Here is a 24308-nt window from a genome sequence, read left to right as displayed (position 1 = left end):
ATTTATCATTTATCATTAAAAACCTACACTTAAACCCAATAGAAACTGACGTGGACTTGGGTAAATACCGCGATCTACACCAAGAGCAGAAAACGTTTCTGTTTCCTGACTCACTTCAGGATCCAGTCCTGTATAGTTAGTCAGCGTAAAAAGATTGGTGGCACTCGCATAAATTCTCAGTTTACTTACGCCCCATTTTGGTCCAAAAACTTTTTCTGTGGGCAGTGAATAACCGATCTGTAAGTTTTTCATGCGTAAAAAGCTACCGTCCTGAACATAATAACTGGAAGATGCATACTCCAGATCTGAAGCACGAATGTTTGCCGAAGGAATTTTACTTCCTGTATTTGTTGGGCTCCAGGCATCCAGAAGCCGGGTACTTTTGGCGCCATTAAACGTAGAAAAATCCGTAAAATACCGGGTTGCCTCATAAAGGTCAATTCCCTGAACCCCATTGAAAAACATGGAAATATCAAAATTCTTATAGGAAGCATTGAAATTCAGGGAATATAAAAAATCAGGATTCGGATTTCCAATAATCGTCCTGTCTCCCGGATCTATTTTATTGTCTCCATTGACATCTCTGAATTTAAAGCCCCCGACACGTGCCCCTGTATAAGAAGCGCTTCCGGCAATTTCTGCCGCATCCTGATAAATTCCCAGAATGTCGTAGCCATAGAATGAGCCGAAAGGTTGTCCCTCCTGCAGGATACTTGTTTGTAACGTCCGGAAGGTACCATAAGGCTGTTTTGTAATTCCAGGCGCGAGTTTCACAATTTTGTTCACATTTTTGGAGAAGTTAACGCCTACATCAAATTTGAACGGTTTATCGTCATTTTTCCCATAATGATAAGCCAAAGTCAGCTCGATCCCTTTATTGCTCATATCGCCCACATTCACGAAAGGTGAAGCACCAAGCCCTACTCCTGTTGCAGGCAAAGGAATCGGATAAAGCATGTCGCTGGTCTTTTTATTGTACCAGTCGAATGAACCGTCGATGGTTGATTTGAAGAGGGTAAAATCAATCCCCACGTTGATGGAACTTAAAGATTCCCATTTGATGGCAGGATTTTCATAGTTATTTTGCCACACTCCGGGGGTAACATTGTTATTTCCATCAAAGCTATACGCAGAGTTGATGATCGAAGATTGGAACCGGTTGGCATATTGAAATCCCGGAATCCTTTGATTTCCTGTTTCTCCATACCCTACACGCAACTTAAAATCGTCAATCCACTTGGCGTTATCTTTAATAAAACCTTCTTCTGAGAGTCTCCAGGCCACACTTGCGGCAGGAAAATAACCGTATTTGTTTTCTGGCCCGAAGTTAGAAGAGCCATCACGGCGAATGGTTACACTGGCAAGATAACGGTCATTATAAGAATAATCAGCCCGACCAAACAGGGAGAACAGAGATCCAAGGGTCCCGATGCTCATATTGCTGATATTTTTAGAACCTCCACCAAGGTAATAGTAGTCGGGATCGCCTAAAAGGAAGAACTCATTTCGTCCTGCATCCAGGCGACGTGTATTAGAGCGAATCGCTTCGGTCCCTGCCAATAAATTTAAACGATGTTTCTCCGCAAAAACCTTATTATAAGTTAAGGTATTCGTCCAGGTCCACTCGGTATTGTACCCCTGGTACTCATTCAGGTTGTTTGAATTGTTACCTTCCGAAAATTCAAGATTGGGATAACGCATGCTCAGACCGTTAAAATTTTCATAGCGCATCCCGAAGCTTGTTCTGGCGGTAAGGCCATCTACAATATCGAGCTCACTGAAAACATTCCCAAAGAAGAAATTGCTTTTATTCAGGTTATCCTTTGCCCGAAAGAGGAAGGCCAGAGGATTCTCTGAGTTTCCCAGCTGACTTCCGCGGCTACCCGCAAAATTACCTTTGATGTCATATACAGGAATAATCGTGTTCATCCGGTAAGCCCAGCTAATGGCACTCCCTTCATCCTGGTACTCCCCTGAAACATTTGGATTAACCCCAAAGCCAAAGCCTTCGGAATAACTGTACTGCATATTTTCCCCGAAACGAAGTCTTTTGTCCAGGGCTGAAAAAGTGGTGTTTGCCCTTACATTATATCGTTTAAAACCAGTGTAGTCAATCGTTCCTTTTTGATTCAAATGTCCAATGGCAAAGCTATAGGTTGCATTTTCCCCGCCGCCAGAAGCCCCCAGCTGATAATTTTGTACAGGAGCATTTTTTGTAATTTCATCAAACCAATTGGTTCCCTCCTGGTTTGCCTTTGTAATTTGATAGAATGTTGCCGGATCACGGCTATAATTATATTTTGAGGGATCTGCATCGGCAGCGGTAATTTTCTGTCCGGCAATCTTCCCGGCCACCAGGTATTCCGGAAGTGTTGGTGTGGCACCATTTCCATAATTATCCCCTGTGGCCGGAGCCTCATTTGCATTTCTGTAAGCGGAGAAGAGGTATTCGGCGTACTGCATCGGATTCAGCATTTTGGGAAAAGTACCTTTCCTTGGCCGCTGGGTACCATAATAGGTGTCAAACGTTACTTTGGGCGAACCGAGTGTTCCTTTTTTGGTCGTGATGATCACTACCCCGTTATTGGCTCTGGCTCCATAAATAGAAGCAGAGGAGGCATCTTTTAACACCTGCATGCTCTCTATATCGTTTTGATTGAACCAACTGAGTTTTCCTTCATAAGGCACCCCATCAATCACATATAAGGGGTCATTGTTATTGATGGTCGTTACTCCACGGACCCTGATTTGCGGCGTAGATCCAGGAGCACCGTCATTTACAATCTGCACCCCCGGAGCTTTCCCCTGAAGGGCTTCCACTGCACTCGCCGCGGGTTGCGATTTGAGCTGGGTGATGTTAACCACGGCAACGGAACCGGTCAAATCTTTCTTCCGCTGACTGGTATAACCGGTCACTACAATTTCACTTAAACTGTTTGCATCAGGCTGAAGCACCACATCAATGGTGTTTTGCGCGCCCAATGTAATTTCCCGTGTTGCATAACCTACAAAGGAAATGGAAAGCACATCACCAGGTTTTGCAATGATGGCAAAAACTCCGTTCGGGTCGGTTAGGGTACCAACCTTCGTGTTCTTGACTTTTACTGAAGCACCGATAATGGGTAATTTGTCGTCACTGCTGGTTACTTTACCAGAGATTTTGACTTGGGCACTGGCTCCAAAATATAGGAACAGACAGGCCAGCAAAAGGAGAGACCTCCTTCTGAGATTTAGGATCGTTTTAAACATAAGATATTTGGTTAGGATAGTTAATAGTTTCGGTTAGTTAAGCTTACTTTACATAGACGTAGATTTAAGGATGAAAATAATTTGGTTAATTGTAACTTATCTGAGATACAATATAAACATAGTGTAACTAATACACAAGCACTTATCACACTTTTAAGAAATTTTTTTAAAACAGGTCTTTTTATAGGAATAGAGCCCTTTTTTATTACTACTATACCGGAATTATGTCTCATTTGCATTACAAATGACCTATAACCAAGCAACTACAACCGTCATATTCACGTTTTTTTTTCCGATCACCGCTTTTCTTATTCCATTCCATACCCTGCTCGATCTGAATGGCTTAGTTCCCTTCCTGAAGATTTAGCATGTATAACTACAGGCTGTTTTCTCTGATATTATCGAATAAGCTTTATTGTTATTCTCAAATGGACTAATTGTTGCTCTAGCAAAGCTTTGTGATCAGGTAAAAAAAGGAATAAAGAATTTTTATTTTCCAATGTGAAATAATTTATTCAAATTAACCGACGTTGTTTAACAACAAAAGCGATCCAGTATAAACATTGTTTCCATAATAACCATATAAGATAATGAGCCTTAAAACCACTTACACTACTTTTCAGCAAAATGCACAGCATAGCGACCTTCCACTACTTCAGGATCTGCAAAAATTCACAAAAGATGACCTAAAAAATCCGGAAACCTGGCATCAGGCATTTGCTTTTCTGGAGCATGCCACGGGACTTCTTCCTGCGAATAGCCAACAGGTATTTGCGCTTTATGAAATGCTTTTTATGGGAGGCCTTGACTTCAAAGCAAGTGTATATCTGGATGAAGCCGATTATAATTTCCATCTGGATACTGTCATCAGCGTCCTGGAACAACTGGCAACTCATTTTCCCGTTGCCTATTCACAAATTGCCTTTCAATATCGTGAAGCAAGGGGCACACGCAGAGATGCAGAAAAGATCGCCTTGTATTTAGATAAGGCGATTGAAAAAAAGGTGGACCTTGCAATAGCTGTAAAAGGGTACCTCCTTTATTATGGTGTGATTTTAGAAAAAGACGAAGAGACCGGACTTCGTTTGCTAAACAGTTCAGATGCGGTATGGAATAAACTATACCGGGGTTACATTGCGATCAACAAAGGAGAAATGGATGGTATTCCGGCTTTAATTGCAGCGCTCAAAGAAACGAACGATCCTTTACTGAAGAAAAATGTATTGCTGTTTGAAGGAAATTATTTAGACCATACAGAGCAGATCGAAGCTGCAAAATCCCTTTATCAACAGCTTGTTGACACCGATGAAGCGGATTTCGCAATGTTCAGACTGGGATCGATCATTTTCTCTCAATCTGAAGAACCAGCTGCACAAGAAGCAGCTTTTGAATTGTGGAAAGGGGCTTTTGAGCGCGGAACAATAGAAGCAGCCAACCACTTAGGCTATCATTCCCTTCCTACTGATGTAGATACTGATTCCGTAACCCAGGCCATTTATTGGTTTGAACTCGGAAGTTTATACCATAGCTATTTTTCCGCTTATCGCCTGGCATTACTTTACCTATATGCGCCATCGGTTCTTGACGCCAAAAAAGGCATGTATTACCTCGATGAAGCCATTAAAAACGGGTCTTTAGACGCCATGGTAGAAAAGGCTGAAATCCTGATCGAAGGCACACTTGCAGAAAAGAATGAACAGGAAGGAGGAGAACTGTTAAAAAAAGCAGCGGAAAAGAAATTGCCTCATGTTTTAAACAGACTAGGCTATCTCTATGAGACCGGCATTGTCATCACCGATACACCTGACCTTACCGCAGCCCTTTCCCATTATGAAGAGGCGGCAACACTGAATTTCCCGACAGCAATAAATAATGCAGCCCGTTTCTATCGCTATGGCATTCTTGGAGAACCGGATCAGAAAAAAGCACAGGAATATTTTGAAAAGGGAGTAGCGCTGAATTCTACCTATTCCATGACTGAACTCGGCTTCATGTATGAGGATGGCACCATTGAAGAGAACTCTCAAAAAGCATTCGATCTGTTTAATCAGGCTGCTGATCTCGACTACCCTTTTGCCATTCATACCGCAGGTACTTACCTCGAGAATGGTTACCATAACCAGAACCCGGACCCTGAAGCTGCTTTCCCTTATTACCTGAAAGGCGCAGCGCTGAATTATGCCAACTGTCAATTTGAAGTTGGCCGCTGCTATCGCTTTGGTACCGGAATCGCAGAAAACCCGGACAAAGCGCTGGAGTATTACCTGCAGGCAGCAGAAGGCGGCAATGCAAAAGCAATGGTAGAACTCGGTTTATGTTACGAGCATGAATATGGGGTTGAATTTGATGCAGAGAAAGCTTTCGGCTATATGCAGCAGGCTGCAGACCTGGGCTATTATTATGGTGCCTACAAACTTGGTTACTATTACATGCATGGTCTAATAGAAAAAGATACAGAGAAAGCCCTTCAATGGCTTGAAAAAGCTGCTGAGGCAGGTTATCCTCATGCCATGCTTGAAATCGGCGATTATTATATGTATGATTACGATCAGATTGATCAGGCTGATAAAGCTTTTGCTTATTATCAGAAAGCATCGGAGGGAGAAATTGTTCATGAAGGACTGGGCTTATGTTATGAATACGGGATTGGCGTAGAGGCCAATAATTCGGAAGCATTTAAATATTATGAGATGGCTGCGAACAACAATTATGTTGTTGCGATGTACCATACCGGACGTTGTTACCTGAATGGTATCGGCGTAAAAGAAAACCATGAAGAAGCCTTCCGCTGGTTCAATGAAGCAGCACAGAGTGACAATACCTCCGCACAATACTACGCAGGGTCCTTATTGCTGAACGGCAAAGGAGTAACCATGAACAAGGAACAGGGCATTGAATGGCTCAATAAAGCCGCAGCGGAAGAGCATGCTACCGCACAGTTTGACCTTGGCAATTGCTACCTCATGGGAGATGGCGTGGAGGAAAGTGAAGATACTGCCATGTATTGGTTTGAAAAAGCAGCAGACAATGGCCATGAAAGAGCAATGAAATTAACAGGTAGAAAAAAAGGGAAATAATATGGATGAAAATCAGCAATACTTGTTTCAGGTCAACCTAAAAGGGATGATCTCCCTTTTATCTGAACATTTGTATAGCAATCCGAACACGTTCGTAAGAGAACTTCTTCAGAATGGGGTCGATGCCATCACCGCTTTACGAACCATGGATGAACACCATGAAGGCTGCATCAGAATTCACCTGCCGGATAGCAAGCGGGCTGAACTGATCTTTGAAGACAATGGCATCGGACTTAAAGAAGATGAGATTCATAAATTTTTGGCCGTTATCGGGGAGAGCTCCAAACGCGAAGCTTTTGAAGCCAAAGACTATATTGGCAAATTTGGTATTGGCCTGCTCTCCTGCTTTGTAGTGAGCAATGAGATCATTGTGGAATCCAGATCAGCGCTGAGCGAGACTGCCGTAAGGTGGACCGGAAAGTCTGATGGCACCTACCACATTAGCCCTATAGAAGAGGAACGTCCCATTGGATCAAAGGTGATCCTTTATCCTAAAGATGAATTTAAGTACCTGTTCAAGGCTGATGTGTTCCGCAAAAACCTTGAATATTACGGAGAGGCTTTGCCCATGCCGATTTACCTTCATTACGAAGAAACTATCCATTGGATAAATGAAGCCGGGGCTCTTTGGCTGGAATCCGCGACCACGAAGGAAGAGCTGCTTGCCATTGGCAGAAAAGCCTTTAATACCGGATTTTTAGATGCCTTCCCGATTTCAACTTCAGATGGCGGAGTTAAGGGAGTGGCCTATATCCTTCCTTATAAAACACAATTTAGTGGAAAACAAACCCATAAACTATTTTTAAAACGGATGTTTCTGAGCGATGATGATTGCCGGTTACTTCCAAAATGGGCATTTTTTATTCGTTGTATCCTCAATGCAGACGGACTGGATGCCATCGCCTCCAGAGAAGCACTGGTTTACAATGACGCTCTAAAAGGAGCGAAAAAAGAAATCGGAACCACCATTAAGGCGTACCTTAAATCTATCGGTCTGATTAACCACAACATTTATCAGAAACTGATCAGCACCCATTACCTTCACCTCAAAGCAATTGCAGCGGAAGACAATGAGCTTCTACAGGTCTTTATCGATGACCTTCCATTTGAAACAAACAAAGGAATCCGGTCCTTTAGAAACATCAGAGAATTGGAGCATACCATTTTCTACACCCCAAATATTGACGATTTCAAACAGGTCCGCCGCATTGCCGGTGCTCAGGGAACCCTGATCATCAATGCAGCTTACACTTTTGAAGAGGAGCTGCTGAAAAAAATTCAACGTCTGGATAGCAGTCTCAAGATCGAACAGATCTCTCCGGGCAGCTTATTAAACAGCTTCCACGCAATCGACACTTCCCTGGACCCTGCACTGGCTGATTTTGAAATCCGGGCGACTGAAGTCTTAAAAAAATTAAACTGCAGCTGTAGCCTGAAGATTTTTAGTCCTGAAGACACCCCGGCGATATATGTTGCCCCTCAGGACGAGATCAATGCAAAACAACCAGTCTCTCCGAGCAATCCGCTCACCGCAACGCTTAGCGCCTTTGCACCCAAAAAGAAAGCCATACAGCCGGTATTGTGTTTCAATGCAGACAATAAACTGGTCAAAAGTATGATTGGAATTAAAGACCCTTATGTTTTTCCTTCCATTGTTCATATTTTATACGTGCAATCCTTATTACTGGGAAAGTATCCTGTAAGTGATACAGAAATGAATTTATTTAACGAGGCACTCCATAGCCTGATCATTATGGGAATGGAGCATTTTATTAACATTTAATTACACCATGAGGTATACATTAGAAGTACAGAAATTATTAAACCGTGCAAACCAGGAAAACATTCACCCAAAGGATGCAGGAAAACTATTGGTTCAGGCGATCCAGATTGCCGATGCGAACGAAGATGTAGAGTTGGGATATGAACTAAGGTCGGACTTAATGGATAAAGAATGGGGACTGTCTGACAGAACAGAATTTGTCAGCCTTTTCAGCTGGATGTTAAACGCCTATGATGCCGATCCTGAAAACTACGAGATAGAAGATCTGCTTTGGAAATACAAATGGATCATTAATGAGTTGTATTCCAATCCGGATGTTCCACTGGAACAAATCGAGCTCGTTCTTGAAGATTATAAGCGCAGACTGGAAGAAAAAGGCCTGGGCATTCGCTCTTATTATTCCAAACAACTGAACGAAGCCCTGTATCAGCAGGATGCTGCCAAAAGCACTACTTTTCTTGACCTGGTCAATGCAGTACCCAGGGATGAATTGAGCGACTGTAACGCCTGTGAGATGGATACAGAGGTTACCTACCTCATCAATGAGGGTGATTTTGGGAAGGCCTACACCAAAGCCCTCCCCTTGCTTCAAAAACAGTTTACCTGTGCCCATGTACCGGTAATTACGTTCTGTCAATTGTGCTATATGGCCATCAGAAACAATGAATTAGAAAAGGCGGCAGAATTGTTCCATCAGGCAGAAGAAGGATTACAGGAAGTGGAAGACGACAGTTCGCTGATCACTTCCATCGGCGCATTGATCGTGTATTTGTTCCATACCGATAAAGATAAAGGCTGGCATTATATAGAGAAGTACCTTCCATGGGCAGACTCTACCAAAACAAGCCGCCGTTTCTTTTTCTCCCTGAATATGGCAGAAGCCTTAAAACAGGAAGATCAGGAGAAGGAAGTCAGCATAGAATTGCCACATGAACATCCGCTATATACCAGCACAAACTCTTATAAAGTAAAGGATTTGTACAACCATTATTACAAAGAGGCTCAGCAATATGCGGTCGAGTTTGACGAACGCAACAAGAACTCAAACTTTTCCCTTCAAATAGAAAAAGCGCTTAGTTAAGCGCTTTTTCTATTTATTTCTTCAGGATCTTCAATTCATCAAGAACATCATAGAATAGGTGGCTATTTATTAAGTTCAATCTGGTAAATATTGGCCCACAGCTTCCCGGTAATGTATATCTTATCATTATCGGGGTCGTAGGCAATCCCATTCATTTCTAAAGCGCCAGGATTATTGTTTTTCTCCGTCAGTGCCAAAGCGTTAAAATCCAGTTTACCTACCACTTTGGCCGTAGCCGGATCAATTTTAACGATATCATTGGTTCCCCAAACATTGGCGTAAATAAATCCTTTAATAAATTCCAGTTCATTCAACTTATCCAAAGGAAGCCCGTTTTCAGTCACGGAAATTGTCTTGACCGGCGATAATTTTTCGGGATCAAGAAAAGTTAATTTATCCGTACCATCACTCATGATTAAGGAAACACTGTCTGTTGTGAGCCCCCAGCCTTCCGCATTCGCATACTTAAACTCAGCGAGTTTTTTAAAGGTGCTCGCATCATATACGAATCCAAGCTGATTTTTATAACTGAGTTGATAGAGTTTATTTTTCAGGATCACAATCCCCTCTCCAAAGTATTTTGACCGGTCCAGCTCTACCTTAATATCAAGCTTACCTGTTTTTAGATCCTGAATACCGATTAAAGAACGCGTACTGGTCATGTCGAGCGGAGAGCCCGTACTTTCAAACAATTTTCCCTGATAAAATAAAAAACCCTCAATAAACAGCGTGGTATCATGCGGGAAATTGTTTGTTACATAATAACTGAGTACAGGAGTCGAAAGCGCCTGCACTACAACAGTAGTTTTCTCCGCATGATTACCGTTTTGGCAGCTTTGCAAACCCAGTAATAGAAGAATCGGGCAAATAATTTTTCTTTTCATATGATCTCAAAGCAAATAAAAGAAAACCATCTTATTCTTTACATACAATGAGGCAACTAATTCTAAAAAAAGCATCTTGCATTCAAATCACCTCAAATGTCCATGAAAAATCTCCTCCTTATCTTTTTGTTAACCAACTCATTAAAACTATTTGCACAAGACTGTAACTGCCGGGTCAACTTTGACTATATGACTTCAAAGGTGAGCAGAAATTATTCAGGATATCGGGATAAGATTAACGCAGGAAACAAGGAGAAGTTTACACTTTTCACGAAGGAATTAAGGGAAAAAGCATCGGCTATAAAGACAACAGATGCTTGTTTTATTGTGTTAAAAACCTGGACAAACTATTTCCAGGATCAGCATTTAAAAGTTCAGCTTAACGGAGATTATAAAAAGGCGAATCCAGCGCAGACGAAGGAGATTAACGCCTATTTTTCACAGAAGAAAGAAATCGTTTCAGAGCAGCTAAGTGGACAAACGGAAATTCAACAACTTGACGAACAGACGCTATTGCTGAGACTTCCTTCTTTTGAATGGTCAGAAAAAAAGATGATTGACAGTTTACTCAAAAGTCAGCAGGCATTATTGAAAAAAACGCCTAACTGGATCATAGACATCCGTGGAAACGGAGGCGGAACAGATTACACCTTTCAATCGCTGATTCCTTATTTGTATACACAGGCTTATATTGGAAAGCCCGATGAATACTGGTCTTCCGAAGACAATATCGCCATTCTGGAAAAGAACTTAAAAGGTCTAAATCCGATCTCCCCTCAGGGGAACTTCCTGAAGGCCATCATCTCTTTGATGAAGAAACATCCGGGGCAGTTTATAAATCCTTTAGGGAAGGATACCTTTAGCAACACATTAGACAGCAGCTATACCTACCCCAAGAAAATAGGGATCCTGATCAGCAGGGAAACCTTGAGTTCGGCAGAATCCTTTCTGCTCATTGCAAAACAAAGTAAGAAAGTGACGCTGTTTGGAGAAAACTCAGGCGGTTCACTGGATTATGCAAATACCCAGTACTTTGACATCCCCTGCGACGACTATAGCCTGGCTATCGCCATTTCCAGATCTAAGCGCTTACCAGAAAATCCAATTGACAACATTGGAATTCCTCCTGATGTAAAAATTAATCCTCTTGAAAAAGACAAAGTACGTTTTGTACAACAGCAATTAAAACTCAAATGAGCATCCCATTCAGAACCTTAAGCTTATTCTAAAAATGCCATTAGCTGGCTGTTAAACCCAAAAAACATCCTATCGGAGGACAATGCATCACTTCTTATGTAAAAAAACCTATCACAATAAACTACCCTATTTTGTTCTATGGGCACTTTATTCTTATCGTAATGATTCCAATACCATATACACCAGTTAATGGCTTATAACCTTCTTATTTCCATCTCGAGAAACCAACCAACTTCAACAAAAAAGCCTTTCAGCATAAACTGAAAGGCTTTTGAAGGGTGGAGAATAGCGGAGTCGAACCGCTGACCTCTTGCCTGCCAGGCAAGCGCTCTAGCCAGCTGAGCTAATCCCCCTCGTGGCTTGTGGGTGGCAAAAATAGCAATTAGTTTGTTTATTCCAAACTAATATTAAAATAGGCTTTTTTCTTTAGATTTTCTCTCCTCAAAAGATCCGTTATCCTCTCTGTTAAATCAGGTTTTAACCCCGGCACTTTCCCTTTTGCAATTTCTTCATAACCCCCTCCTAAACATACTTTTAACCGCATTATAATTGAAAGCAAAGCTTGAAAAACACTTATAATTTTGTATGTTTGGGAAAGCCCCCATTTTACTTAAAAAAATCCGCACTATAATTAAAAGCGTATGAATAAACCATTAAATCATCTATCCGACCAGGAGCTTTTAAACAGGTGCAGGTTAAACGACGAAAAAGCATTTAATCTCTTGTTTGACCGCTACTTTAAACTACTTTATAGTTTCGGATATGGTTTAATTCAGGATGAAGACATCGCGAAAGAATTAGCAATGGATGTGATGCTACGCTTATGGCAGAAAAAGGGGGACCTGGTGATAGAAAACGAGTTATTGCCCTATCTTTTCAGGTCTGTAAAAAATGCGGTATATAACCATTGGAGAAAGGCCAGGATCATTACCCAACCTTTAGAGCTATTTGAAGACAATCTGGAAAACTCACACCCTTCTGCAGACAGCAACCTTGTCTTTAAAGAACTGGAGAAAAGCTATAATGATATTCTGAATAATTTACCGGAGCAGCGAAGAAAAATTTTCCATTTAAGCAGGAATGAAAACCTGTCTTATGCAGAAATTGCAGAAAAGATGAACTTATCCGTGCATACTGTACGTAATCAGATGAGTTCTTCAGTGCGATATTTCCGCAAGCATTTCGGCGATATCTCTAAAATCCTGTTTATCATGTATTTTAAATGGTGAAACAATTTGTCTCACCATTTAAAGCGCATCGGGGGATTAATTTACCATGCTTCCAATCACTCCTGTAAAATACATATCCGGGTCGTCCTGACTGATAAACTGTCCTAACAAACCATTTGGCGTATCATAGTAGTCTAGCTTAAAGCGGTGATTGCCCACAATTCTTACCAGAATTTCTACATAGGTTTTGATCAGATCTGCATTTGCCTGAGTTGGGTTTTTCAGGTCCAGAGGCAGTGCCTTGAATGTAAAAGTCCCATCTGTTGTTTTTGTATAAGCGAAGGGGAATGCTCCTTTGTAAAGCGTGCCATTGATATCGAAATAGACATTAAAGTTCATCACCTTATTTTTGTCTGAAAAATCAAAATCTGTCACGAGCAAAAATCCCTGATACGGACTGTAATTTAATTCAGAGGTCGCAATTGCCCAGGCGTAATAGTAAGATTCCGACCAGCCCGGAAGTTGTGTCACATAAAAAGGAGAAGGTATCGACAATTCAGAAGGGAAACCATTTCCCATAAAAAGATGCAAAGGGATGACTGGCATATTAGAACCCAGAAAGGAGATCCGCTCCGAACCATCTTCCAGATAAAATACCGCTTTAACCGGATCAAAAAACAATTCATAAACCCATTTATTACCTAAGCGGATCGGTTTTTTAAACTGAATCTTATTGATGCCATAGGCAAAGTCTGCAGAGGTCGACTGCACCTGATTTTTATCCACATAACTCGCAATCACTGAGCGGTTAACCTGATTAACCGCAAATTGAACCGCGTAGCCACTGGCCGTAATGACAGAATAAAAAGGCTTATTGTAAAAGAACTGGCTTACAGACCGTAATGATTTTCCAAGCTCGCCTGCATTAAAGTCATTGCGTTCCTGAACATTTGCAGTAGTTAACTGCAATTCATCACCATACCTATTTCCCAACAGCATAATCGTATCTCCTTTTTTATAACTAAAGGAATAGCTCGTATCCGCAGCAATCACTTCTCTTCCTTTCTTCACATAAATGGAATCCAGATAAGTGCCTTCAGAAAAACTGATGATCGCATTTGTTTTTTCCGACCTTAAGCTAAACGTCGCTGTTTTGGAAACAGATCCGCTTTCCGGACTCAGATCAGCCATCATACTCACCACCCCTTTAGCAGTCAGATTGATGTAGAGGCTATATACTTTACCCGATTTCGGCCTTAAAGTACCCTTCCATACAGACTGTCCGTTTACTATCGCCTTTTTAAAGTCGTTGAATACTTCCTCTGAATTTGGAAATACCTTTTCTACTGCATAGGCATCCTTGCTGTCTTTCTTACAGGAGCTAAATAATAAGCTCCCTAAAAAGATGATGATCCATATATTTTTCATTTGTATACTGTTTTTTGTTAGCGTAAATAACCTATAAACTTAAATTCAGGCTTTACAGAATTCGTTCCTGAGCCCATTAAATTTGCCTGCCCGTGTTCATAGTCGAATTTGAAAGTTCCTCCGGTAACACTGGTAATGAAGGGTTTAAAGGCGGTTTCCAGATAGCTGGCATTTCCATCAATGGCCCCTACATATTCAAAGGCATAAGATTCCCCCTTTTTGGTATAGTAAAAAGCATACCTCGCATGAAACACCTCAGCGCCCTGTATGATGATTAAATCCAGTGCCATGGTCTTTTCGACCGTATTAAATGACATTCTCAGCTCCGGAAATGTACTGCCTGGCGACAACGCATTTCTTGCGCTCAGGAGCACGATGTTCCTTACCGCGTTATAATCCGATCCGGTACCCGCTACCGTTTCTTCAAACGGAAGAACAATATTGCTGAATTGTACACCAAGCATCTGATCAAAAGAAAATAAAGGAGCATTGGAAACCTGTACCGGTATGATCTGATCTTTATGGATCAGCGATAAAGAACCCTTATCTTCAGCAATCCGGATCTTGTTGAACACCAGATTTTCAATATTTACAGTTGTTGACAAAACCAGGTCATTCATCCCTGAAAAAGCAAATCCAATATCTTTCGTCTTCAATACACCTGAACTGTCATAACTCAACATCAGTTCTTTGCTGTTTAGGTTTAGGTTGAATGCGATGGTATTGTGCTTTGCCGTTTCGATGTAATTAAAGGAATTGGCATTTACATAATCAGCGATATTTTTTTTAAGCACATTTAAATGACCTGCTTTATACGCCGCAGCCTCAGTGGCAGATGCTTTGACCAGGATTAAGGTACTCCCATTCAAATTTCCTTTCAATTTGATCGTATCTGCGCTACTTTCAAGAATTGAAAATTCAAAATCAGAATATAGTCCCCATCCGGGCTGACCGCCATTCACTCCGGGATCAGGGTCTGCCAATAAATGCAGGTAAGAATAAGTATCGAAATAAATGGATGGCAAGATGGTTGCCTTTAGGCGATAAGAGCTTTCAAAAAGGTTGGCCCCGCTCTCTTCATCAATATCAGCCAGCATCTCCACCCGGTTCTTTCCGTTAAAATTAAACAGAAATCCATATCCACCACCGGCAGCAGGGAAAAGATGCCCTTTCCAGCCATTGGCCGATCCACTCAAAAGATCATTGTATTTGGCCAGCGCCTCTGTTAATCTATAATCAGGACGCTGTTCATCTGCGATTTCATCCTTTTTGCAAGAAAAAATCAAAGGAAACAGCAGTAGGTATAAAAGTATTTTTTTCATTTTCGTTCGTAATCAGTAAAGCACTCTACTTGGTGAAATTGATAATGGCTAGCCTCGTGGCTTCCTGTAATTTTCTAAAGTCAATGTTGTATACGCGCTGATAATAATCTACAATAATGGCTTCCTTCCGCCTAAGGATCTTTTTTGACGCTTCAGGAACAAAGAAGTCGTCCACAATGTCATCAAAATACGCCTGCCCATAGACCAAAAGTATCGCTGCTGTTTCTACAAAATCTTCATCCGGACTTGCTTTTGCATAAGCGGTCACCAGCCCCTGCGTATTGGCTTCGAGGTCTGTAGTGTTAAACCAGGTTGCGGTAATCCTATCCGGATTTAGTCCTTTCCACTCTACCGGATATGCCCGGATCTGATGAAGAATATGGGCAAACTCATGGTGAATGGTATGGAGCATTCTTTTGACTTCAGCTACATTCTTTTTATCAAATTGATTGACCACCATCAGTACGATTTTCCGTCCACCTTCTGCTTGTCCGAGTACAATCGTCCCATCGCTGTTATACTCCGCACTTCCGGCTAGCTGGAACAATTTGGGTGAATATTTTTTAATAAAATCCGCACCGGCAACCGCCTCATAAGGTTTGATATAAATATCCCTCACCGCCGACATGACCGGCTCTACCCTGCTCTCCAATACCGGAACCAGGTTTTTAGCATAGTTTAACTCATAGGGGTCCCATTTGTACTTCACCTCTATATTGTAGGGTTCTACAAAGTTCTTGTCCACCCAAAAATCTAAAGGGGCTTTTGTCCAGGTTTCCCCGCCCAGACCAACAATAGGTGTTGTTGGTAAGGCCTCGTCTTTTTTACAACTCAACACACACAAAATGAGAACAATAAAGGGTGCGTATATATACATTAGTTTCATATCGAATTCTTTTTTTATCGTGGATTCAGCTCCAGACCAGAGCTTTGTGCTTCTTCAGGAATTTGAAATACCCTTTGTGGGTGCTGCGGGCCTAAGATTAAAATTTCTCCTTTTGAGGTTTTATGTTCTACAGGTAGTCCATGTCTGATGATGTCAAACCAGCGTTGTCCTTCAAAGAGAAAATTCACCCGTTTAAATTCAAGGATACAATTGATCAATACCTGCTCGCGGTCGGCCGAATTATAAAATGTGATCAGTTTATCCATAGTAATGGCCATTCCCGGATCATAAACAGGATTGCTGAAACTGATGATAAACCGACTGGCGATATAATCATTGAGGTCTGCCAGGGAGGCCTCATAATTGCCTATCATCGCATTGGCTTCCGCCCTGTTGAACAACACTTCCTCTGTACTAAAAACAGGGATCATGTTGTAAGGAATTCCGCTTTCCGCGTTTAAAGTCAGGCGGACAAAATGCTCCCTGAATTTTGGAATATTGAGGCTCGTTTCGTTTCCATAAATGTTATAGGACCAGGTACCACCGGTCACATTTGGACTACTGGTGAGTTTACTCATCAGATCAGTCGTAAACCCATACCTGAAAGAGGGATAACTTCTTCCCCATGCAGAAGGGGTTTCGATCAATAAAATATTTGCCGGATTGTCTGCCCTGGTATATTGCGCTTCCAATTCCCGATATTGAAAACTACGGTAGGCGGTACTGTTTATTGGCCTTAAATAAGCACTCAGACTGGCACTTGAAAATACGGCATTCGCATGTTTGACCGCATTTACCGCATCCTTTTTAAAGAGATAAAAACGGGAGGCGAAAGCATTTGCCGCAGCACGTGTAAAATGATATTTCGGCACCTTATACTTCGCGTCATTGATCAGCGGCAAACCTTCTTTAAGGTCTTTTTCAATCATCTCATACACATAGGCTACGGTTTTCCGCTGGTAATGCCCCAGTACAATCTTTTCTGTCGCAGTTACATAAGGAATCCCCGGATCAACACCGGAAGTTTGTGGCGAATAGGGTTTTGAAAACAGCGTCACCAACATAAAATGTGCATATGCCCTGGCAACCAAAGCCTCACCTTTATAGGCTTTGTATTTTTCAATATCCGTCTGTTTTTCAATTACCTCCAAAGCATGATTTGCTGCTGAGATCGCTTTATAGGAAGCATTCCAATACCCGATCGGGGCATCCGCTTCCGGGCTTTTATCATCTTTAAAGAAGTAAGGTGAACTATTAGCGAGGTCGACATTACCGGAGCCTTTATCAGCTACATTGTCCGACATAGATTCTGTAAAAGGGATATAACTCGCCTGAGGATAAGCGGTGGCCAGTAACTCTCCAATCTTTTCCGGAGAATTCAGTTCTGTCCGCATGTCCGGACTTTCATCCAGGAATTTATTGCAGCCGGAGAACAGGCATAAACCCGCAATTCCCATTACAATGCTGTTTTTGAATTTAATCTTGATCATTTTAATAATTTTATAGTCCGACCTTTAAGGATAATGTAAACTGTTTGGGAATAGGCATAGCGACCCCTCCTGAACTAAAAAATTCCGGATCCTGACCGTTTAATGCCTTATCTGAATAGATTAACCACAGGTTGTTCGCCACCAGACTTAAAGAGCAGTTGGACAGCTTTAACCTGGAGCTCAGCTTCGCAGGGAGGTTATAAGAAAGGTTGACCTGTTTGAGTCTGATAAAATCGCCCTTCGCTACACGTTCTGTGGAATAGTTATAATTATTATATGGAAACGAATTGATCAGCTGAGCTTCGCCTCTTCTGTCTAAGACCGAGGGAGTAGCTTGATCTCCATACAGGATCCATCGGTTGATAAACTCTTCCGGAGTGGCATTCAACTCAGAATACGTACTGCTGAAAGCCGGATTTAAACGAATCACATTTCCTGCACTGAAGGTCATCAGGACAGATAGTTTAAAATCCTTATAACTGATATTATTAAAAAAGCCTCCGGTGAGCTTAGGGTCGATCGAACCTTCGTAAACTAAATTGCTTGTTTTTAAGCTTTGCAGATACACCGCGTCACTTACCGCTCCATCCTCATTTAAAAATCTCGGCACCCCCGTTTCTTTATTCAGACCTTCGTACTTTAAAGAGAATAACCCTCTTTGCGCATACCCTTCTTTCGCACCTCCATCGGGCCCGATCAAAGACCAGATATTGGGTTCATTTCTCAGATTGGTAATGACCGATTTATTATATCCGAAATTCAGCTGTGCGTTCCATTTTAAAGTACCATGGTCCAGGATTTTCGTTCCCAGCGTAAACTCAACGCCGTGTGCGTCCATATCTGCATAGTTGGCCACTTTAACGGCCTCACCACCAACACCGCCATTCCGGATTAAGCCAATCAGGTCATAACTCTTGTGGTTGTAATAATCCATTCCGAGGGTCACCAGGTTATTGGCCATACTCACCTCAAATCCAATATTGGTTTTGTAGAGCTTTTCCCAGGTCAATTCTGAGTTTTCCAGGTTCATAATATTGATTGCCGATTCCCGTTCACTTAAATAGGGACGGTTCGTTGCCGCATTCAGCAACACCACACTGGAGTTTGTTGCCGGACCACTGCTCGCGGTAAGGCCATAACTGGCTCTTAAAGTGGCACGGGTCAGGAAGCTTTGCTTTTTAAAGAAAGACTCGCCATCAATATTCCATGATCCGCTAATGTTCCAGGTGGGAAGCCAACGGGCAGTTCTCGTTTTCCCCATCAGGTTGGACCCATCATATCGGAGCGTTCCCGCAACATTATACCGGTCCTTAAACGTATACCCCGCATTCAAACCATAGGCTAGAAAGCGGTCTTTCCTCCGCTCCATTCCGTAATAATCGGAATTGCCTTCTACGATCATCTTTACAAAATTGGGATCTAAATAAGGAATCCCACCTTTGTCAAACTGATAACCGTAGCCGCTAAAGTTTTTAAACTGTCTGTCCGCATACCTCAGTTCAGAAAAACCATACACCCTAAGCTGATGGAGGTCATTAAAGCGCTCGTTAAATTCAAGGGAATTTCTAAGGTTATAGCTTTTTAAATAAGTATCATTTGTATTGTAAAATCCTCCATAAGGCAATACAACGATCGGTTCGGCCTCCGGATTTTCGGGATTCCTATATAAAAATTTATTGGCTGCACGGATGGTCGCATCACCATCAGCACGATAGGCCATCGGCATATTTGAGTTTTCAGTGATGCTGTGTTCCTGATTCGTTTTCGCATACCGGTAGGCACCTTCAAAAGCATACTTCAGGTTTTTCAGCAGGTTATATTTCAAATCTCCCTGAACTTTAAAATCCAGGAAATTCAGGTTGATGCTGTTATTTTCCAATTCATTCAAAATGTTGAAAGGGGCAAAGTTTCTTCTGAAATATTCCCGGTTTCCGTTCTCATCAAAAGCCGTTAGCGCGCGACTGGTATTCAAAGCATAACTAAATGGATTGATGTCAAAGTCGCGGTTGAACTGTCCGGATACCGGATCACTCACCCGTCCCAAACTTCCCGGTGCCCGTTGATTTCTAACGGATCCCTGTGTAATTAATCCATAACTGAGCTTGTCGTTAGGGGTAAATGTAGCCCTCACATTTCCAGTGAACCGCTCCACCTTATCTCCGACGGTCCATCCATTATCTTTCAGATAACTTGTCGAGATATACAGCTGGGCTTTATCGGTACCGTTAGACACACTTACCGCATGTTCCTGCATCATGGAGTTTTTAAAAAGCACATCAAACCAGTTCGTATTGGCATTTGCATACCTTTCTAAAAAAGACCTTCTGCTTAAAGGATCGTTTTTAAGTCCGAATTGCCCATTTGACTCGTCATACTGATTGATCAAATCGGCCATCTTTACATAAATCCCTCCATTGGCAAACCTTGATGTTGCTCCAAAATTTAACCATCCTTTACGCTCCATCTCCGCATACATGGAAACCTGGTCATAGGAATTCATAATGTTAAACTGGTCGTAAGAAGGCTTTAAATACGTGGAAAGGTTTCCGGTATAAGAAACTTTTGACGTGCCCACCTTCCCCTTTTTTGTCGTGATAACGATTACGCCATTCATCGCCCTTGCGCCATATAATGAAGTTGCTGCCGCATCCTTAAGAATTTCGAAACTCTCAATGTCGTCCGGATTGAGGCCGGCAACAGAGGACCCGATTAAGGTAGAAGGATCTCCGGTAGACAATTGTTCATTGGACACATTCACCACATCCTCCAGGATGATTCCATCTACCACCCACAAAGGCTTGTTATCCCCGCTGATGGAAGTCGCCCCGCGGATCCTGATCTTAGGTGCCGCACCAAATGTTCCGGAAACGTTTTGTACCGATACCCCGGCAACCTGGCCTTCGAGCATCCTGCTGACATCCGTTATTCCTTCCCGTTTGGCATCCGCAGCTTTGATCGTGGTGGAAGCTCCGGTAAACTGTCTTTTCTTTACCGTTTGATAACCGGTAACCACAACCTCTCCCAGTTTACCTACCTCTTCTATCAGCGTGGTATTTACGATAGTCCTGGTGCCTACCAGGATTTCCTGAGTAATAAAACCGATAGAACGTATAATAAGTATGGAATTATCAGATGCCTGGATGCTGTAAGCACCATCTTTATCGGTAATGGCATATACTTTTGAGCCTTTGATGTTCACTGTTGCTCCAACTACGGGCAATCCCTGTGCATCGGTCACCTTTCCCCTGATGTTTTGCTGTACCAATTTCGCCGGGTATCCTTGGGGACCTGCCTGCACCTCCTGCCGGCAAACCCCAAGAAGGGCAAGCAAAAAACAGCTTCGGATCATCCCCCTGAACAGGTGATCTCTGATTAAATTAATTTTCATGTTGTTTTATGGTTTATAAGTATTAATTCTAAAATTTTGGACAAGGGGATCCCCAGCCCCTTGATTTTTTGTCAAAATCAAGGGGGAAAATCCTTTATATGTGGGTTGTTATTTTATATAGACTTTTCTGATGGCGTTATTCCAGTTATCGAGTATATAAAGGACTCCCTCCTTATCGATGGCCAGATCCTGGAGTGAGATGAACCTGGCCACATCAAGGTTTCCATCCTGATAACCTCTTACCGATTTCATCACCGTAGCCACTTCTCCGGTTTGCAGATTTGCCTGACGAATCGAGATATTGAATGCATTATCAGAATCCAGAATGAAGAGCTTTTGATCTGCAACCTGCATCCCCCTCAGCCAGGTAAACTTAACCTGCCTTCCTATCCCGTCAGCATAACCGGTTTCAGCAGGATTCCCAGCCCAATGTTTTACCGGAGGCTGGGGTATCGTTCCATCAGCCCGGTAAGGATATTTGCTGATATAGACCTCAAAATCATCAGGACTCATATATAAATTACCCTCCTGATCAAAGGCTGGACGATGCGTATAATTTCTGGAAGAAACATTTAGAGAAGATAAATCTCCCTGCGGCGTCATCCTCATGGCATTCTGGGTGCCCCTCATGGCATAGATATTTCCTGCAGCATCGGTAGTCATGGCAAAAACATTCCCTACACCCGTCATGAAAGTAGAAACCAATCCCTGAGGACTTATTTTTCTGATCAGCTGATTTCCATAATCCGCTACATATAAGTTCTGGTTTTTATCGATGGTAAGGGAGCCAAAATTCTCAAACCTGAAGCGCGCTTCTGTTCCCGTTCCGTTTTGCAAACCGGACTGTCCGCCTGAACTCCCTGCAAAAACAGAAACCTGTCCGGAAGCAGATATTTTAAGCACCCTGTTTTTGGTGTTTTCTATCGCAAAAACATTTCCTGAGGCATCTACAACAATGCTACCATTGGTGGAAAGGTCGACATTGGTACTTCCCGGACCACCAACCAGGGTGAGCACCCCGGCCCTTCTAAATGGTTTTGGCGCAGTAGCCTCCAGGTTACCCACCTTTACTTTTAAGTTCCCGGTCAGTAAACTCGCCGGAGCTTTAACGGTTATTTTTGTTTCTGTGGCCGAGAGTACTGTTGCTGCGATGTTGTTAAATGTAACGATGTTTCCCGAAGGATTACTGCTAAAGCCTGTTCCTGTAAGCGTAACCTCTGTACCTGACAGGCCATTATCGGGAGTTATGCTTTTTATTCCCAGGCTCTGGTCAAAGAATTTTGGTCCGGTCACCTCCTGATCATTCACAGACACCCTGATCTCGCCACTCCCTGTATTGCCCGGGATAATCAGCTTTAACTCTTTATTTGTTGCCGATGTTACCGGCACAGGTACGCCGTTGATCAATACTTTGTTCTCCTCCTTGTTTGGACTAAAAGTCAACCCTTTTATCACCATCTCTATTCCTCCCGGTCCACTCAGCGGGCTGACAAATTCGATCGTTGGTAAAGGAACTACCGTAAAATCTGGCCCTGATGTTCTTTGTTTATTGACCGTTAATGAAACCGGTCCCGTTTCCACCCCCTCGGGAGCAATCACCACAATCTCATTTTCTTTCGCAGAAACGACCGTTGCTGGCTTTCCGTTAAAATCTATGGTATTTCCGGCAATTTCCGCAGCAAAGCCCGATCCGGTGATGGTCACACGGGTCCCCTTGCCTCCTGTTAACGGTTTAATACCTGTTATCGTTTGATAATAAAACACAGGACCTGTAGATTCAAATCCATTTACTTTGACCTGAACGGCGCCGGTCCCTACATTTTCGGGAACTTCTACCACCAATACCGTATCACTTACACTCACGACAATGGCTTCTTTTCCGTTGATTAACACTGCTGCCGGACTACTGATGCTGCTAAATCCTTCGCCCATTATTCTGATATGTGACCCTGCGGAACCATTGGTAGGGAAAATTTCCTTTAAGCTCAGCTGCTGGTATTTATACGATCCGACATCTGAATGATTGGATCCACTCTTCATCTGTATCATTCCGGACACACCTCCCTTAGGAGCCCTTACGATGATCTTGTCCTCATGAAGCGTGATAACATCTGCCTGCTGACCGGAAAAAGTGATGGAAACATTTTCAGCTTTGGTGTCAAATCCGGTTCCTAAAATCGTAACCAGTGTTCCTTCATTGCCACTGTTTGGATAATAACTATCCACTTTAAAAGGTATTTGTTCCCCTTTCAGTTCTTTGTCTTTTTTACAGGAAAGGGTAAATAACACGATCATAAAAATAACTGTGGTAAAACTCATTAGGTATAATGAGGAATAAGTTCGTTTCTGAATCATTATCTGATAATTTTAAATACGCCGTTAATAATGTGCAATACCCCATTTCCGCTGAGCAGATCTGCCCGGTCAACCAGCACCGGAACTGTATTTCCAGGACCCTGCAGGCTGATCTTACTGAAAACACCCGGGGGATCCTGAGCAGTGCTCATCAGGTTAACGTTCACACTATAACCGTTCAGCATGGTTTGCTTACTGGAATTGGACTTTCCTGCAGTTAAGATATAGTCGTACACGAATTTCCGGTCAGCGACGATGTGGTAGTTGATCAGATCTTCCAGCACTTTGGTTTGCGCGTTATTGACATCCTGGATGCTACGGAAGCCGATCGCTGCCATTGCTGCATTGGAAGGTGCGAAAACAGTATATGATCCGTTTTTCTGAAGAAGGCTGGTCAAGCCTGTTTTGCGAAGCGCATGAGAAAATAAAGTGATGGAATTTTCTGAGGCGATCGCATCATTGAGTTCGTCAAACTGATAAGGCTCCAGCACCTTATCGATTACCTGAATCAATCCATTCGACCCCGGAATATTATTTAAGATCAGCTTCGCCCCATTTATCGTGATGACCGTATCGGTACCCTTAATCCAATGCGTGACAAATAATTTCCCGCCCAGGGATTCGATCTGCTGATTGAATAAGTAGGGAAGCTTGTCCAGTTCAAACTTACCTTCCAGAATATGGTAGGTGGCAATTTTGCTCATCCTGGTCAGGCTTTCCGTCTTTACTGCAGTAGTAGTGGAATAACCAAAATTCTGAAAGGCCAGATTTGACGGCGCTAAAACAGTGAAAGGACCAGGTTCCAATAATTTTTTATCATTGCTGCTCCTGCTCAGTGCGGCACTAAACAGCGATAAATTGAAATTGTCTGATATTTTATAACCAAGCGTATTGTAATCTACCGGGCTGATAAAATCAGCTTCTTTTATACAAGATTGCAAACAGATTCCTGTCAGTAAAATCGCAAATAGTTCTTTTCTTTTAATCATGAGATCTTGA

14 protein-coding genes and 1 tRNA gene are annotated in these 24308 nt (G+C 42.4%); 5 read left to right on the top strand and 10 right to left on the bottom strand.

From position 1 onward, the window contains the following. Nucleotides 1–15: 15 nt before the first annotated feature. Nucleotides 16–3249, bottom strand: a complete 3234-nt coding sequence (locus AAFF35_RS02170; RefSeq protein WP_342330672.1) for a TonB-dependent receptor — start codon at nt 3247–3249, stop codon at nt 16–18. A 590-nt stretch (nt 3250–3839) separates the two neighbouring features. Here AAFF35_RS02170 and AAFF35_RS02165 point away from each other — a divergent pair. Genes AAFF35_RS02165 through AAFF35_RS02155 form a run of 3 tightly spaced genes read left to right on the top strand, consistent with a single transcriptional unit; the run spans nt 3840 to nt 9190 of the window. Beyond that, nucleotides 3840–6326 (top strand): tetratricopeptide repeat protein, encoded by a 2487-nt coding sequence (locus AAFF35_RS02165; RefSeq protein ID WP_342330671.1) that lies wholly within the window; start codon nt 3840–3842, stop codon nt 6324–6326. Between the two features lies 1 nt (nt 6327). Next, nucleotides 6328–8109 (top strand): HSP90 family protein, encoded by a 1782-nt coding sequence (locus tag AAFF35_RS02160; RefSeq protein WP_342330670.1) that lies wholly within the window; start codon nt 6328–6330, stop codon nt 8107–8109. A 7-nt stretch (nt 8110–8116) separates the two neighbouring features. After that, nucleotides 8117–9190, top strand: coding sequence for a hypothetical protein (locus tag AAFF35_RS02155; RefSeq protein ID WP_342330669.1), 1074 nt, complete (start codon nt 8117–8119; stop codon nt 9188–9190). Nucleotides 9191–9252: 62 nt separating this feature from the next. On the opposite strand, the gene AAFF35_RS02150 is transcribed toward AAFF35_RS02155, so the two are convergent. Beyond that, complete coding sequence (locus AAFF35_RS02150) at nt 9253–10074, bottom strand: glutaminyl-peptide cyclotransferase (protein ID WP_342330668.1); 822 nt, start codon at nt 10072–10074, stop codon at nt 9253–9255. A 102-nt stretch (nt 10075–10176) separates the two neighbouring features. Here AAFF35_RS02150 and AAFF35_RS02145 point away from each other — a divergent pair, with 102 nt between their 5' ends. Then, a complete protein-coding gene (locus tag AAFF35_RS02145; RefSeq protein ID WP_342330667.1) occupies nt 10177–11271 on the top strand; it encodes a S41 family peptidase in 1095 nt (364 codons plus the stop codon). A gap of 279 nt (nt 11272–11550) precedes the next feature. On the opposite strand, the gene AAFF35_RS02140 is transcribed toward AAFF35_RS02145, so the two are convergent. Further along, nucleotides 11551–11624: transfer RNA gene (locus AAFF35_RS02140), tRNA-Ala, on the bottom strand. A 288-nt stretch (nt 11625–11912) separates the two neighbouring features. Between AAFF35_RS02140 and AAFF35_RS02135 the strand changes: the two genes are divergently transcribed. Continuing rightward, complete coding sequence (locus AAFF35_RS02135) at nt 11913–12500, top strand: RNA polymerase sigma-70 factor (RefSeq protein WP_342330666.1); 588 nt, start codon at nt 11913–11915, stop codon at nt 12498–12500. Between the two features lie 36 nt (nt 12501–12536). Here the strand turns inward: AAFF35_RS02135 and AAFF35_RS02130 are convergent, their stop codons facing one another. The 7 genes from AAFF35_RS02130 to AAFF35_RS02100 all read right to left on the bottom strand — a co-directional run bounded on the left by AAFF35_RS02130 (nt 12537) and on the right by AAFF35_RS02100 (nt 24298). Continuing rightward, on the bottom strand, nt 12537–13868 hold the full coding sequence (locus tag AAFF35_RS02130; RefSeq protein WP_342330665.1) for a DUF4302 domain-containing protein: 1332 nt from the start codon (nt 13866–13868) through the stop codon (nt 12537–12539). A gap of 17 nt (nt 13869–13885) precedes the next feature. Next, nucleotides 13886–15190, bottom strand: coding sequence for a DUF4302 domain-containing protein (locus tag AAFF35_RS02125; protein WP_342330664.1), 1305 nt, complete (start codon nt 15188–15190; stop codon nt 13886–13888). A gap of 25 nt (nt 15191–15215) precedes the next feature. After that, nucleotides 15216–16076: a putative zinc-binding metallopeptidase gene (locus AAFF35_RS02120; protein ID WP_342330663.1), complete on the bottom strand. Its 861-nt coding sequence runs from the start codon at nt 16074–16076 to the stop codon at nt 15216–15218. Between the two features lie 14 nt (nt 16077–16090). After that, complete coding sequence (locus AAFF35_RS02115) at nt 16091–17566, bottom strand: RagB/SusD family nutrient uptake outer membrane protein (protein WP_342330662.1); 1476 nt, start codon at nt 17564–17566, stop codon at nt 16091–16093. Between the two features lie 10 nt (nt 17567–17576). Continuing rightward, nucleotides 17577–20954, bottom strand: coding sequence for a SusC/RagA family TonB-linked outer membrane protein (locus AAFF35_RS02110; RefSeq protein ID WP_342330661.1), 3378 nt, complete (start codon nt 20952–20954; stop codon nt 17577–17579). Nucleotides 20955–21062: 108 nt separating this feature from the next. Beyond that, nucleotides 21063–23309, bottom strand: a complete 2247-nt coding sequence (locus tag AAFF35_RS02105; RefSeq protein ID WP_342330660.1) for an IPT/TIG domain-containing protein — start codon at nt 23307–23309, stop codon at nt 21063–21065. Beyond that, entirely contained in the window at nt 23309–24298 is a 990-nt protein-coding gene (locus AAFF35_RS02100) for a fasciclin domain-containing protein (protein WP_069378932.1), read from the bottom strand. Before AAFF35_RS02100 ends, AAFF35_RS02105 begins: the two co-directional genes overlap by 1 nt. Between the last annotated feature and the right edge of the window lie 10 nt (nt 24299–24308).

Origin of the sequence: Pedobacter sp. FW305-3-2-15-E-R2A2, from assembly GCF_038446955.1 — a bacterium.
In the GTDB taxonomy this organism is placed as follows: Bacteria; Bacteroidota; Bacteroidia; order Sphingobacteriales; family Sphingobacteriaceae; genus Pedobacter.
This window is presented reverse-complemented; position numbering and strand designations above follow the sequence as displayed.